11 protein-coding genes are annotated in these 14,664 nt (G+C 65.6%); 5 read left to right on the forward strand and 6 right to left on the reverse strand.

The window, feature by feature from the left end:
- Both DY467_RS20910 and DY467_RS20915 read left to right on the forward strand, forming a co-directional pair.
- A partial coding sequence (locus tag DY467_RS20910) for a polysaccharide deacetylase family protein (RefSeq protein ID WP_164638708.1) occupies positions 1-828 on the forward strand: 828 nt, incomplete at its 5' end.
- A 37-nt stretch (positions 829-865) separates the two neighbouring features.
- The gene (locus DY467_RS20915) at positions 866-1,429 is read left to right on the forward strand and encodes a dihydrofolate reductase family protein (RefSeq protein ID WP_164638709.1); all 564 of its coding nucleotides are present in this window, start codon (positions 866-868) and stop codon (positions 1,427-1,429) included.
- A 7-nt stretch (positions 1,430-1,436) separates the two neighbouring features.
- Here DY467_RS20915 and DY467_RS20920 read toward each other — a convergent pair whose 3' ends face one another.
- From DY467_RS20920 to aspS, 3 genes are all read right to left on the reverse strand, one after another.
- Positions 1,437-1,877, reverse strand: coding sequence for a DoxX family protein (locus DY467_RS20920; RefSeq protein WP_107346631.1), 441 nt, complete (start codon positions 1,875-1,877; stop codon positions 1,437-1,439).
- Positions 1,878-1,981: 104 nt separating this feature from the next.
- Positions 1,982-4,291, reverse strand: a complete 2,310-nt coding sequence (locus DY467_RS20925) for an NADP-dependent malic enzyme (protein WP_107344917.1) — start codon at positions 4,289-4,291, stop codon at positions 1,982-1,984.
- Positions 4,292-4,336: 45 nt separating this feature from the next.
- Positions 4,337-6,112 (reverse strand): aspartate--tRNA ligase, encoded by a 1,776-nt coding sequence (gene aspS / locus DY467_RS20930; RefSeq protein ID WP_164638711.1) that lies wholly within the window; start codon positions 6,110-6,112, stop codon positions 4,337-4,339.
- 259 nt (positions 6,113-6,371) lie between these two features.
- On the opposite strand from aspS, the gene DY467_RS20935 reads away from it, so the two are divergent.
- The 3 genes from DY467_RS20935 (at position 6,372) to DY467_RS20945 (ending at position 10,051) form a co-directional block, all read left to right on the forward strand.
- Positions 6,372-7,850, forward strand: a complete 1,479-nt coding sequence (locus DY467_RS20935) for a protein adenylyltransferase SelO (RefSeq protein ID WP_164638713.1) — start codon at positions 6,372-6,374, stop codon at positions 7,848-7,850.
- A gap of 102 nt (positions 7,851-7,952) precedes the next feature.
- Entirely contained in the window at positions 7,953-9,131 is a 1,179-nt protein-coding gene (gene rnd / locus DY467_RS20940) for a ribonuclease D (RefSeq protein WP_107344920.1), read from the forward strand.
- Positions 9,128-10,051, forward strand: a complete 924-nt coding sequence (locus DY467_RS20945) for a bestrophin family protein (protein ID WP_164638715.1) — start codon at positions 9,128-9,130, stop codon at positions 10,049-10,051. The genes rnd and DY467_RS20945 overlap by 4 nt, the downstream gene beginning before the upstream one ends.
- 22 nt (positions 10,052-10,073) lie before the next feature.
- On the opposite strand, the gene ppx is transcribed toward DY467_RS20945, so the two are convergent.
- From ppx to DY467_RS20960, 3 genes are all read right to left on the reverse strand, one after another.
- A complete protein-coding gene (gene ppx / locus DY467_RS20950) occupies positions 10,074-11,579 on the reverse strand; it encodes an exopolyphosphatase (RefSeq protein WP_164638716.1) in 1,506 nt (501 codons plus the stop codon).
- A gap of 12 nt (positions 11,580-11,591) precedes the next feature.
- Positions 11,592-13,802, reverse strand: coding sequence for an RNA degradosome polyphosphate kinase (locus DY467_RS20955; protein ID WP_164638718.1), 2,211 nt, complete (start codon positions 13,800-13,802; stop codon positions 11,592-11,594).
- A 150-nt stretch (positions 13,803-13,952) separates the two neighbouring features.
- Positions 13,953-14,642, reverse strand: coding sequence for a P-loop NTPase family protein (locus tag DY467_RS20960; protein WP_205502614.1), 690 nt, complete (start codon positions 14,640-14,642; stop codon positions 13,953-13,955).
- Positions 14,643-14,664 lie beyond the last annotated feature (22 nt).

Here is a 14,664-nt window from a genome sequence, read left to right on the forward strand (position 1 = left end):
GCCCCAGCGCCCGCCCCACAAGCGGCAGCCGCCGCCAAGCCGGTCTGCGCCAATCCTGATGCGCTCGGTGTCGGCCGCGTGGTCGAGATCGACACCACGGGCGGCCCCGGCTTCGGTTTCGAACATTTCAAGCAGCTCGACTTCCTTCGCGACAAGGAAGTGGTGCTGACGTTCGACGACGGTCCCTGGCCGGTCAACACCCCGGCGGTGCTGAAGGCGCTCGGCGACCAGTGCACCAAGGGGATCTTCTTCCCGATCGGCAAGCACGCCACCTACCACCCCGAAATCCTCAAGCAGGTCGCCGCAGCCGGCCACACTGTCGGCTCGCACACCTGGTCGCACGCCAATCTCGCCAACAAGAAGTTGACCGAGCAGCAGGCCAAGGACGAAATCGAAAAGGGTTTCGCCGCGGTGAAGTGGGCGATCGGCACCGCGCCGTCGCCGTTCTTCCGCTTCCCGGCGCTGCAGCATCCGCCGGCGCTGGTGACCTATCTCGGCACCCGCAATGTCGCGATGTTCTCCTGCGACATCGACTCGTTCGACTTCAAGGTGCGCAAGCCGCAGCAGGTCGTCGACAACGTGATGAACAAGCTCGACAAGCTCGGCAAAGGCATCATCCTGATGCACGACTTCCAGAAGAGCACCGCCGAGGCGTTGCCGGAGCTGCTGCGGCGGTTGAAGGCCGGTGGCTACAAGGTCGTGCAGATGCGTGCCAAGGCGCCGGTGCAGACGCTGCCGCAGTACGACGAGGAGCTCGCCAAGAGCAATCCGCTGCCGACAGTGAGCACCCGGCCGGTCAGCGCCGTCGTGCAGACGATCTCCGAATAAGCCGCATCGCCTTGCAGATGCGGATTGCGAAGCGCCAATGACGGCGACGCCGGCGTTGACGATCGAGGGCTACGTCATCGTGTCGGCCGAGGGCAACCTCGCCGACGCTAATCGGCTGATGCCGGACGCCTTGAAGTACAAAGGTGATCAGGCGTTCTTCGCCGCGGCGCTGGACCGCGCTGACCTGATCGTGCACGGCCGCAATTCGTTCGAAGACCAGCCCAACTCGCCGCTGCGCCGCCGGCTGATCGTGACGCGGCAGGTCTCCGGCCTGGCACCCGACCCGTCGAACCCGAAAGCGCTGCTGTGGAATCCCGCGGGCGCCTCGTTCGCGGAGGCCTGCGCCCGCGCCGGCGTGACCACTGGCACCGTGGCAATCATCGGCGGCCCCGAAGTGTTCGCGCTGTTCTTCGATCGCTACGACACGTTCTATTTGTCGCAGGCTCCGCGGGCACGGCTCCCCGGTGGCGAGCCCTGCTTCCCGGGTGTGCCCGAGCGGACGCCGGAACAGATCCTGTCAGCGCACGGCCTGCACCCGGCCGACCGCCAGATCCTCGACGCCGACCACGAGGTCAGCGTCACCGCTTGGCGCCGCAGCTAAGCGAGGGTCAGGCGTGGCCGCCGGACGCCGCGCCGCCCCTGCCGATCCCGGCAATGATCAGCAGTCCGCCGACCAGCGAGAGACTCTTCAGCGCGACCGCCAGATTGGCTTGCGCATCCGCACCGGTCTGGTTCCAGAAGTCGTGGAAGTAATAGGTTCCGATCGCCACAAACACGATCAGCACCAGCGCGCAGAAGCGCGCCCCGAAATTCAGCGCGATCAGCAAGCCGCACAGCAGCTCGATGCCGCCCGCCGCCAGCGCCAGCATCTGGGCAAACGGCATTCCGGCCGCCTGCTCGAGCTGCGCCGTGTAGGTCGCCAGCATCTCAGGCACAACGAACTTGCCGGCCGCCTGGGTGGTGGCAGGCAGATCGAGCAGTTTGATCGCGCCGGAGTAGATGAACAGAATGGAGAACAGAAAGCGCCCGAGTGCGATCAAGGCCGGCATGTGCATCCCCATCGACAGCGGCGAACGCGCCGCACCGCGCCGTCAGTATGGGCGCGGTGCATGGGGTTTTCAAACGAACAAAAAACGACAGGCCTGACGTGGCCTCAGGCGAACAGCGTTCCCTGATGCCGTCCCGCCCGCTCCTGTGCCTCGACCACCGCCACCGCGGTCATGTTGAGGATGCCGCGCGCCGTCGCTGACGGGGTCAGGATGTGCGCCGGCAATGCCGGGCCGATCAGGATCGGGCCGACGGGCAGCGCCTCGCCCACCACCTTGATCATCTGGTAGGCGACATTCGCGGTATCGAGATTGGGCATGATCAGCACGTTGGCGACGCCGGTCAGCCGCGAATGCGGCAGGATCATCTGCCGTGACGTTTCCGACAGCGCGCTGTCACCCTGCATTTCGCCGTCGGCCTCAATCTCCGGATGCTTCTCGGCCAGGATCGCGGTGGCGCGGCGCATCTTCAGCGACGAGTCGGTCGGGAAGCTGCCGAAGTCCGAGTGCGACAGGAACGCGATCTTCGGCTTGATATTGAAGCGCTGCACGTGGACCGCCGCGAGCGCTGCCAACTCGGCGAGCTCTTCGGCGGTCGGATTCGGCCGCACCTGGGTGTCGGCGATGAAGATCGGGCCCTTCTTGGTGATCAGCAGCGCCAGCGCAGCGTAGTCCGACACGCCGGGACGACGGCCGATCACGTCTCGGACGTGGCGCAGATGGTTCATGTAGCGGCCGTCGAGACCGCAAATCATCGCGTCCGCCTCGCCGCGCGCCACGGCGAGCGCCGCGATCACCGTCGAGTTGGTACGCACCACCGTGCGCGCCGCTGCCGGCGTCACGCCGGCGCGGCCGGCGATGTCGATGTAGGACTGCACATAGGAGCGATAGCGCGGATCGTCCTGCGGGTTGACGAGATCGAAATCCTCGCCGGGACGGATCGACAGGCCCGAGCGCTTGATCCGCGCTTCCACCACCGACGGACGGCCGACCAGGATCGGCCGCGCCAGCTTTTCCTCGAGGATGGTCTGCACCGCGTGCAGCACCTTCTCGTCTTCGCCTTCGGCGTAAATGACGCGGACGGGCTGGCCCTTCGCCTTGGCGAACACCGGCTTCATCACCAGGCCGGAGCGGAACGCGAAGCGCTCGAGCTGCGCGTAGTAATCGTCGAACGAGGTGATCGGACGGGTCGCGACGCCGGAATCCATCGCAGCCATCGCCACCGCCGGCGCGATCCGCAAGATCAGGCGCGGATCGAACGGGCTCGGGATCAGCGAGCCCGGGCCGAAGCCGAACGCTTCGTCGTTATCGAGACCGACCGACACCGGGTCCGCCGGTGCCTCGCGCGCGAGCTGCGCGATGGCGTCGACGGCGGCGTGCTTCATCGCCTCATTGATCGCGGTGGCGCCGACATCGAGCGCGCCGCGGAAGATGTAGGGGAAGCACAGGACGTTGTTGACCTGGTTCGGGAAGTCCGAGCGTCCGGTGCAGATCATCGCGTCCGGCCGCACCTTGCGCACGTCTTCCGGCATGATCTCGGGCGTCGGATTGGCGAGCGCCATCACCAACGGCCGCTCCGCCATCTGCTTGACCATGTCCTGCGACAGCACGTTCGGTCCCGAGAGGCCGAGGAAGATGTCGGCGCCTGGGATGACTTCGGCCAGCGTCCGCTTGTCGGTCTTCTGCGCGTAGACCTCTTTCCAGCGGTCCATCAGCACATTGCGGCCTTGGTACACCAAGCCTTCGAGGTCACAGACGAAGATGTTCTTGCGCTGCGCGCCGAGCGACACCAGCAGATTGAGGCAGGCGAGCGCCGCTGCGCCAGCACCGGCCGCGACGATCTTGACCTTGGAGATGTCCTTGCCGGTCAGCGCCAGCGCGTTCTTCACCGCGGCGCCGACGATGATCGCGGTGCCGTGCTGATCGTCGTGAAATACCGGGATCTTCATCCGGTCTTTCAGCATCGCCTCGATCTCGAAGCACTCCGGCCCCTTGATATCTTCGAGGTTGATGCCGCCGAAGGTCGGCTCCAGCGCGGCCACCGTTTCGACCACGCGATCGACGGTATCGGCCGCGATCTCGATGTCGAACACGTCGATGCCGGCGAACTTCTTAAACAGAACCGCCTTGCCTTCCATCACCGGCTTGGCGGCGAGCGGCCCGATATTGCCGAGGCCGAGCACCGCCGTGCCGTTGGTGACGACGGCGACCAGGTTGGATCGCACGGTGAGTTCGGCGGCCTGCGCCGGATCGGCCGCGATCGCGTTACAGGCTGCAGCAACGCCGGGGGAATAGGCCAGCGCAAGGTCGCGCTGGTTGGCGAGCGGCTTCGATGCCTGAATCTCCAGCTTTCCGGGCTTCGGCCGGCGATGATAGCCGAGCGCTGCCGCCTGAAGATCTTCGGAATACGACGCCATACGTTCCCCCGCCATTGTGGTTGGTTTCGACTCGCTGCCTGACGCTTACTTAGTGTCGGGCAGATTGAGCCGGATGTGCAGTTCGCGAAGTTGCTTGGGCGACACCTCGGACGGCGCCCCCATCAGCAGATCTTCGGCACGCTGGTTCATCGGGAACAGCGAGATTTCGCGCAGGTTGGTGGTGCCGCACAGCAACATCACGATGCGGTCGACGCCGGCCGCCATGCCGCCATGCGGCGGAGCGCCGTACTGGAAGGCGCGGTACATGCCGCCGAACCGGTCGATCACTTCCTGCTCGCCATAGCCGGCGATTTCGAACGCCTTCACCATCGCCTCGGGGCGATGGTTACGGATGCCGCCCGAAGCGATCTCGTAGCCGTTGCAGGTGATGTCGTACTGGAACGCCTTGATGGTCAGCGGATCCTGCGACGTCAGCGCTTCCATGCCGCCCTGCGGCATCGAGAACGGGTTGTGCGAGAAGTCGACCTTCTTGTCGTCCTCGTTGTACTCGTACATCGGGAAGTCGACGACCCAGGCGAGCGAGAACTGATCCTTGTCGATCAGGTTCAATTCCTCACCGACCTTGGTGCGCGCGAGCCCGGCGAACTTGACGAACTTGGACGGATCGCCGGCCACGAAGAACGCGGCATCGCCGGCCTTGAGGCCGAGCGCGGCGCGGATCGCTTCGGTGCGCTCCTGCCCGATGTTGTTCGCCAAAGGACCGGCGCCCTCGCCGCCTTCGCGCCACATGATGTAGCCGAGGCCCGGCTGGCCTTCGCCCTGCGCCCACGAATTCATGCGATCGCAGAACGCTCTGGAGCCGCCACCCGGACCCGGGATCGCCCAGACCTGGTTGCGCTGCTCTTCGAGCATGCGCGCGAACACCTTGAAGCCGGAGCCGCGGAAGTGCTCGGAGACGTCCTGCATCTCGATCGGGTTGCGCAGGTCCGGCTTGTCGGTGCCGTACTTGCGCATCGAGTCGGCGAACGCGATGCGCGGCCAGCCCTTGGTGACGCGCTTGCCCTTGGCGAATTCCTCGAACACGCCGGTGATCACCGGCTCCATCGCGGCGAAGATGTCGTCCTGGGTGACGAAGCTCATCTCGACGTCAAGCTGATAGAACTCGCCCGGCAGACGATCGGCGCGCGGGTCTTCGTCGCGGAAACACGGCGCGATCTGGAAGTAACGGTCGAAGCCCGACATCATCAGCAGCTGCTTGTACTGCTGCGGGGCCTGCGGCAGCGCGTAGAACTTGCCGGGATGGATGCGGCTCGGCACCAGGAAGTCGCGCGCGCCTTCCGGCGACGACGCCGTCAGGATCGGGGTCTGGAATTCGAAGAAGCCCTGCTCCTTCATCCGCCGGCGCATCGAGTCGACGATGGCGCCACGAGTCATGATGTTCTGGTGCAACTTCTCGCGGCGCAGGTCGAGGAAGCGATAACGCAGCCGCACGTCTTCCGGATATTCCTGCTCGCCAAACACCGGCAGCGGCAGTTCGCCCGCCGGGCCGAGCACTTCGATCTCGGTCACGAACACTTCGACCGCGCCGGTCGGCAGGTCGGGATTCTCGGTGCCTTCGGGGCGGCGGCGGACACGGCCATCCATCCGCACCACCCATTCGGCGCGGAGCTTTTCGGCGTCCTTGAACGCGGGAGAATCCGGATCGGCAACGCATTGGGTAATGCCGTAATGGTCGCGCAGATCGATGAACAGCACGCCGCCATGGTCGCGAATGCGGTGGCACCAGCCGGACAGGCGAACGGTCTGGTCGATATGGCTGTCGCGGAGCGCGCCGCAGGTATGGGTTCGATAACGGTGCATGGAAATCCCGGGAAAGCCGTCTTTAGGCAGAATCGCGTGTCCGCAAGCCGTTGCGGAGAGCGTCAGGGTTTACCCGAGCGAACCCACCGCGGCAACCAAATGCGGAACGGGGGACCACCGCATTCAAAGCAGGCCGCAAGTCCCCTTTACAACCTTTCGCCTACCCGCCTCCGGATTGCAGCTTTTCCGCGGAAGCTGTTGAAACCGGCCGGTTTCCGGCGGATTGTCGAAACGGCGAAGCGTTCTTAACTGGTGATCGATGACAGCGCATTTTCCGTTCGACAACAGCTACGTGGCGCTCCCGCCGAACTTCTTCGCGCGGGTTGCGCCGACGCCGGTCGCCGCCCCTCGGTTGATCAAGCTGAACCGCCCGCTTGCGGTCCAGCTCGGGCTCGATCCGGACCTGCTCGAGACGCCCGAAGGCGCCGCGATCCTCTCCGGTAACCAAATGCCGGAGACCGCAGCCTCGATCGCAATGGCCTATGCCGGCCACCAGTTCGGCAACTTCGTGCCGCAGCTCGGCGACGGCCGGGCGATCCTGCTCGGCGAGGTGGTCGATCGGAACGGAGGCCGCCGCGACATTCAGCTCAAGGGCGCCGGCCGGACACCGTTTTCCCGGATGGGCGACGGCCGCGCTGCGCTCGGTCCCGTGCTGCGCGAATACATCGTCAGCGAAGCGATGGCTGCGCTCGGCATCCCCACCACGCGCTCGCTCGCCGCGGTTCTGACCGGTGAAACGGTGTTGCGCGATCCGATCCAGCCCGGCGCGGTGCTGACGCGGGTGGCGTCCAGCCACATCCGGGTCGGCACCTTTCAGTATTTTGCCGCCCGAGGCGATCTCGACAGCGTCCGGGCGCTCGCCGACCATGCCATCGCCCGCCACTACCCGGAGGCGGCGCAGGCCCCCTCGCCTTATCTGGCCCTGCTCGAAGGCGTGATCGGCCGGCAGGCGGAACTTGTGGCGAGCTGGATGATGATCGGCTTCATCCACGGAGTGATGAACACCGACAACTGCTCGATTGCCGGCGAGACTATCGACTACGGCCCCTGCGCCTTTATGGACACCTTCGATCCGAAGACCGTCTATTCCTCGATCGACCAGTTCGGCCGCTATGCCTACGGCAACCAGCCCCCGATCGCGCTGTGGAACCTGACCCGGCTGGCCGAATGCCTGGTGCGGCTACTGGCGGATGACGACGACAAGGGCATCGAAATCGCCCAGACCGCGCTCGGCGGCTTTGCCGAGCGGTTCAACGCCGCCTATCTGGCCAAGCTGGCGGCCAAGCTCGGCCTGTTCACCAGTCAGCCGGACGACCAGCAGCTGTCGCAGGAATTCCTGGCTGCCCTGGCCAAGGGCGAAGCCGACTTCACGCTCGCCTTCCGCCGGCTGAGCGATGCCGCCGGCGATCCGTCGGATCTTAGTGAAGTTCGGGCCCTGTTCACCGATCCGGCGCCGTTCGACGAGTGGGCCCCGCGGTGGCGCGCCCGGATCGCAGCCGAGCCGGAGGATGCCGCGACCCGCCAAGCCGCAATGCGGCGGGTCAACCCGGCCTATATCCCGCGCAATCACCGGATCGAGGCGGTAATCCGGGCTGCCGTCGACCGAAACGATTTCACGCCTTTCGAAGAAATCCTGACGGTGCTCGCCAACCCCTTCGAGGAACAGGCGGAATTCGCCCGCTATGCGGAGCCGCCGCAGCCCCATGAACGGGTGCTGGAAACCTTCTGCGGAACTTGATCGCCGCCGGGCGAGCGTGTCTAGTGGACCGGATTCGACGGCTTTGGGCAGCCGGCGCGGCCGATTGTCGCCCGAACCGTCCCCCGAACGCGACAGAGTTTAATGGACCTGATTTCAACTTCCGAGCAGCTTGCCGACGCCTGCGCCCGTCTCGCCCGCCATCCCGTCATTACGGTCGACACCGAGTTTCTGCGCGAGACGACGTTCTATCCGCTGCTCTGCGTGGTGCAGATGGCGAGTGCCGACGAAGCGCTGGTGATCGACGCGCTCGCCGAAGGCATCGATCTGAAGCCGTTCTTCGACCTGATGGCGAACGAGCAGGTGCTGAAGGTCTTCCACGCCGCCCGCCAGGACATTGAAATCGTCTGGCACCGCGCCGGGATCGTGCCGCATCCGATCTTCGACACCCAGGTCGCCGCGATGGTCCTCGGCTATGGCGACAGCATCGCCTACGACCAGCTCGTCGAGCGCATCACCGGCCATCGTCCCGACAAGACCCACCGTTTCACCGACTGGTCGCGCCGCCCGCTCACTCAGGAGCAGGTCCACTACGCGGTCTCCGACGTCACCCATCTGCGCGACGTGTTCGCTGCGCTCGATGCCGACCTGAAGAAGCGCGGCCGCAGCGATTGGGTCAGCGAGGAAATGGAAGTCCTGACCTCGCCGAATACGTATGACGTCCACCCCGAGCGCGCCTGGGAAAGGCTGAAGACGCGCGTGCGCAAGCCCAAAGAGCTTGCGGTGCTGATGGAGATCGCCGCCTGGCGCGAGCAGGAAGCGCAGAGCCGCGACGTGCCGCGCTCGCGCGTGCTCAAGGACGATGCGCTCGGCGACATCGCCACCCACGCGCCGACCTCGCTGGAGAAGTTGGCCAACCTGCGCTCGCTGCCGAAGGGATTCGATCGGTCGAAATGGGGCACCGAGATCGTCGCAGCGGTGCAGCGTGGGCTCGCGCGCGATATGGCTTCGCTGCCGAAGATCGACAAGCCGCGGAACAACTCGAACGGCACCGCGATCGTCGAACTGCTCAAGGTGCTGCTGCGGATGACCTCCGAGCGCCACGCCGTCGCTGCCAAAGTCATTGCGACCGTCGACGACCTTGAACAGATCGCAGCCGATGACAATGCCGATGTCGGCGCGCTACGCGGCTGGCGCCGCGAGTTGTTCGGCGAGGCGGCTCTCGCTCTGAAGCACGGCCGGCTGTCGCTTGCGATCGAACGCGGCAAGGTGATTCAGGTCGACCGCAGCGCCGCCACTCGGAGCTCAAGCGCCGAACAATGATCGTTCGACCGCAGCCTAATCTGCTTCAGCTGTTCTTTCTGGTTCAAGGCTCGGTGGTGCAGCGGATCTTTCCGCAGGCGCTGCTGATCGCGGCCTTGTCGGTCGCGGTGGTGTGGGCGCATCACGCCTATCCGGGCCTCGTCTCCGATTTCAACAGCGCGCCGTTCACGGTGCTCGGCATCGCGCTGTCGATCTTCATGGGCTTCCGCAACAACGCCTGTTACGATCGCTGGTGGGAGGCTCGCCGGCATTGGGGCGAGCTGATTTGTCTCAGCCGCAATCTGGCGCGGCAGACGCAGATCCTGCCCTGCTCCGGCGAAGAGCCGGAGCGCAGCCGGCGGACGCTGCTGAGGCTGGCGATGGCATTCGCCCAAGCACTGGTGCTGCATCTTCGCCCAGGAATCGACACCACCAAGGTGACGCGCCATCTCACCGTCGAAACCCGCGCGCGCTATGAGGCCAGCTGCAACGCGCCCGAAGTCATCCTCTCAGCCATGCAGGCCGAACTGGCGGCACTGCATCGTAGCGGCGAACTACGCGACATCCCGTTCCAGATCATCGATCGCACCATCGGCCAGATGGCGATGGTGCAGGCTGCGTGCGAACGCATCCGTTCGACGCCGGTGCCGTTCGGCTATTCGCTGCTGCTGCACCGAACCGCTTACGTGTTCTGCCTCCTGCTGCCGTTCGGCTTCGCCAACACGCTCGGCTGGCTGACGCCGTTCGCCACGGCGCTGGCGGCCTACACCTTCTTCGGCCTCGACGCGCTCGGCTCCGAGCTGGAAGAGCCGTTCGGCCAACTGCCCAACGATCTGCCGATCGCCGCGCTCGCCGATACGATCGAGATCAACCTGCGCGAAGCTCTCGGCGAAACCGACCTGCCGCCCTTGCCGAAGCCGGTCAACCACATCCTGGTGTGAGCAACTAAGAGCTGGGCAGACTTCAGCGCAGCACGATCGTCCCTGATCGCCCGACCATCTTGGCGAGCTGCTTGAACCGGCTGCCGACGCGATCGGCGACGAGATCGACCAGGCTGTGCTCGAACACCAGCATCAGCTTGCGGCCCTCGGTGCGGAAATGCGTTGCAGGCAGCACGCCCGGCCGCGCCGCGCTGATCAGATGCGCCACCCGGAACGCGGCGCCGAGCAGCCGGGCGCGTTCGTCGAGCGCTTCGGTCACCAACTCGCGCGCCGACATCGGCGGCTCGTTCTGTTCGCTGAAGCCAGCGTAGCGGTAGTACACCGACAGCCCCATGAAGGCACGGTCGCGATGGGTGACGTCACCGAAGTTGGCGTTGGCGATCAGCGACAGTGTCTGCTCGCCGCGATGATCCGGATGCACGCGCCAGCCGACGTCGGACATCAGGCAGGCGGCGCGGCGGAGGCGGCGATCCTCATCGGTTTCCTTGACCTTGGCGACGCGGAACAGCCGATCGGTCCATTCGATCAGCTCCTCAGCATGCCGCGCCGATCGCGACAACAGCAGGTTCAGGTTCTGCGCGGCGCACAGCAGCCCATCCTTGGCGCGCTCTTCCGGCGGCAGCTGCTCGTACAGCAGTCCTTCGCGCACGCCATAGGTCGAGAACACGATCGTCTTCGGCTTCGCAATGCGGATGACGTATTCGAGCACGACCGCCGCATAGGCGAGCAGCGGTCGCCGCGCATCCGCGACGACTTCGATATCGGCGAGCTGATTAGCAGCCGCCAGCACCCGCAGCCGCTGCGCGAACCGCAAGGCTTCGGCTGCCGAGATCGAATAGCCGTGCATCACTTTGAGCGAATGGCCGCTCTGGATGATGTGGATCCGGGCGAGCGCACGCCAGGTGCCGCCGACCGCATAGAACGTGCGGCCGCGGGCGGTCTTCAACGGTCCCGCCTGGGACAGCAGTTGCTGAGCGATCCGCTCGGCGCGCTTGAGTGACTTCTGCGAGGCGTCCTGCAGAGCCAGGCTGCCGAGCGGCAGGGTCACGCCCTTACGGACGGCGTTGCCGCGGACATCGATCAGTTCGAGCGAGCCGCCGCCGAGATCACCGACGACGCCGTTCGGCTTGTGCACGCCGGAGATCACCCCGAGCGCCGACAGCTTGGCCTCGCGCGGTCCTGACAGGATCTCGATGGTGACGCCGCAGATCCGCTCGGCCTCGGCGATGAAGTCGGGGCCGTTCTTGGCATCGCGGCATGCGGCGGTCGCGATCGCGAACACCTTGCCGACCTTCATCACCCGGATCAGCGCACGAAACCGCCGGAGTGCCACCAGCGCCTTGCTGACGGCGTCCTTCGTCAGCAGCCCGGTGGTCTGCACCTCGCGGCCGAGGCCGCACAGCGCCTTCTCGTTGAAAACGGTGACCAGACTGCGCGCCAGCGCCTCGTAGACCACGAGACGCACGGAGTTCGAGCCGATGTCGATGACGGCGACGCTGGGTTCGCGCCTGTGCGGCTGCTTGCTCAACGTCGTCGTCCCTTAGGAAGTCTGCTGGGACTGCTGACGTTCAGCACGCCGGGTGAGCCGGCGGGGTGAGGATTCCTGGAGCGACTTCCCACGGCCGGACAAGCTCGGATTGGTCATGAAGTAGTTGTGGACGTTGAAGGGCTCCTCGCCCTTGGCCGCCTTCATACGCGTCGACGATCCGTCCGGCAATAACCGCCAGCTTTGCTCGGTATCTTTCAGGTTGGCGACCATGATCTGCTCCAGCACCTGCTGATGCACGGTCGGGTTGAGCATCGGGCACAGCACTTCGACCCGGCGGTCGAGATTGCGCGGCATCATGTCGGCGGAGGAGATGTACACCGCCGCCTTGGCACTGGGCAGGCCGTAGCCGTTGCCGAAGCAATAGATACGGCCGTGCTCGAGGAACCGGCCGATGATCGACTTCACCCGGATGTTGTCCGACAGACCGGGGACGCCCGGACGAAGGCAGCAGATGCCGCGAACCACCAGTTCGACGGAGACCCCTGCCCGCGAGGCTTCGTACAGCGCATCGATGATCTCGGGGTCGACCAATGCATTCATCTTCAGCCAGATCGCGGCCGGCTTGCCGTGGCGGGCAAAGGTCGTCTCGCCGCGGATGTGCTCGAGCATGGTCTTGCGCAGCGTGATCGGCGATACCGCCATCTTCTCGATGTCGCTCGGCTCGGCGTAGCCGGTGATGTAGTTGAACACCCGCGCAGCGTCGCGGCCGAGGATCGGATCGGAGGTGAAGTACGACAGGTCCGTATAAATACGCGCCGTCACCGGATGGTAGTTACCGGTGCCGGTGTGGATGTAGGTCGTCAGGCTGCCGCCCTCGCGCCGCACCACCAGCGACAGCTTGGCGTGGGTCTTGAGCTGCAGAAACCCGTATACTACCTGCACGCCGGCGCGCTCGAGGTCACGTGCCCAGCGGATATTGGCTTCTTCGTCGAACCGTGCCTTGAGTTCGACCAGCGCAGTGACCGATTTGCCGGCCTCGGCGGCTTCTGCCAGCGCGCGCACGATCGGCGAGTTGTTCGAGGTGCGGTACAACGTCTGCTTGATCGCGACGACGTCGGGATCGCGCGCCGCCTGCTGCAGGAACTGAACGACGACGTCGAACGATTCATACGGATGGTGAACGATCAAGTCTTTCTGCCGGATCGCCGCGAAGATATCACCGCCGTGGTCGCGCACCCGCTCCGGATGCCGCGGCACATAGGGCACGAATTCGAGGTCGGGACGATCGACGCGAGTAAGCTGCGACAGCTCGTTCATCGCCAGCACGCCGTCGACCAGGAACACCTCGTCGTCGGCCGCGGTGAGCGCGCGCTGCACGAACACGCGCAGCTCCTCCGGCATTGAGGCGTCGACCTCCATCCGGATCACCGACCCGCGCCGCCGCCGCTTCAGCGCGGTCTCGAACAGCCGCACCAGATCCTCGGCCTCTTCCTCGATTTCCAGTTCGCTGTCGCGGATGATCCGGAACGAGCCCTGGCCCTTGACGTGGTAGCCGGGGAACAGCCGCCCAATGAACAGCGAGGTCGCCTGCTCCAGCGTCATCACCCGCACGGTCTGGTCGCGGCCGTTCGCAGGCAGACGGATGAAGCGGTCGATCCGCGCCGGCATGCGGATCAGCGCGTTCATCGGCTTGCCGTCGGAGACCCGTGCCAGCTGCAGGCCGATGGTGAAGCCGAGGCTCGGGATGAACGGAAACGGATGCGCGGGGTCGATCGCGAGCGGCGTGAGCAGCGGGAAGATGTTGTGGAGGAAGTGATCCTCGATCCAGGTGCGCTCCGCCTTGGTGACGTCCTTGCCGTCCAGCAATAGGATACCGGAATCGGCGAGCACGCCGCGCAGCTCGCGCCAGATCGACTGCTGGTCGCTGGCGAGTTTAGAGACCGCCTCGTTGATCAGCGCGAGCTGTTCGGACGGCGTCAGGCCGTCCGGGCTGCGCTCGGTGATGCCTTCGCGGATCTGCGCCTTGATACCGGCGACGCGGACCATGAAGAATTCATCGAGGTTGTTGGCCGAAATCGACAGAAACCGCACCCGCTCCAGCACCGGGTGGTGCGGATTGACCGATTCTTCGAGCACCCGACGGTTGAAGTGTAGCCATGACAGCTCGCGATTGATGAATCGCTCGGGGCCGGCAGCAATCATCGACGCCGGCTCGGCTTCGCCTTTTTTCTCTTCGATGGCAATCACTTGCTCGGAGTCCATGAGAAATTGATCCAGACCAGGATGTGGCGCACCGCGGCTGCGGCGCCGCGAGACAATGCTGACGCTGCATGACGTTTCCATGACATTGAGAAACGAGGCGCAGAAGCCGTCAAGCGGCCCGCCTTCCCGCCATATGCCGCAGGGCGGGCGCTAGTCGGCGCGCAGCACTTCGGAGGCGAGCGCCCGGGTCACCGGACGGCCGAGCCGCAGCGCCATGGTGTCGAGCTTTTCCACCACCTGGCGGGCAGCCACGAATGACCGGTCGATCCGGTTGGCGAGGTAACCGACCAGCGCAGCGTCGATGCACATCTGGCGGTCGGCGCAGAACTTGACGATCAGGGCACGAAACAGCGCATCGTCAGGCGGCAGCAACGACACCACCGGCACGGCCCGCAGCCGCGACTTCAGGTCGCGCAGGTCGATCGACAAGGCTGCCGGCTCGACCCGGCCGGTGAACAGCACATAGGCCTCGTCTTCCCGCGCCATGTTCATCAGGTGGAAGAGCGCCCGCTCGTCGAAGCTGCCCGGCACAAGGTCTTCCACCACCACCGCGCCGGTCGCCAGCGCGCCGGGCACCGCTGCGGCATTCAGCGCCTGCGCCGCGGTCGACCGGGCGCCCGCCAGTTCGGCCCAGATCGCTGCCAGGTGGCTCTTGCCGCTGCCCTCGGGGCCAACCAGCATCATGATACGGTTGGGCCAGTCCGGCCAGCTCTCGATCAGAGACAGCGCCGCGGTGTTGGCCGAACCTTCCAGGAAATCCTCGCGCGACAGGCTTTCGGCATGCGGCAGGTCGAGGGCTAATTGTCGAGGTTCAACGCGAACTGGCACGGGGCGCTCCATGCCGGCCCAAAACGCGGCCGGC

Origin of the sequence: Rhodopseudomonas sp. BR0G17 (genome assembly GCF_010907025.1) — a bacterium.
Lineage (GTDB): Bacteria > Pseudomonadota > Alphaproteobacteria > Rhizobiales > Xanthobacteraceae > Rhodopseudomonas > Rhodopseudomonas palustris_H.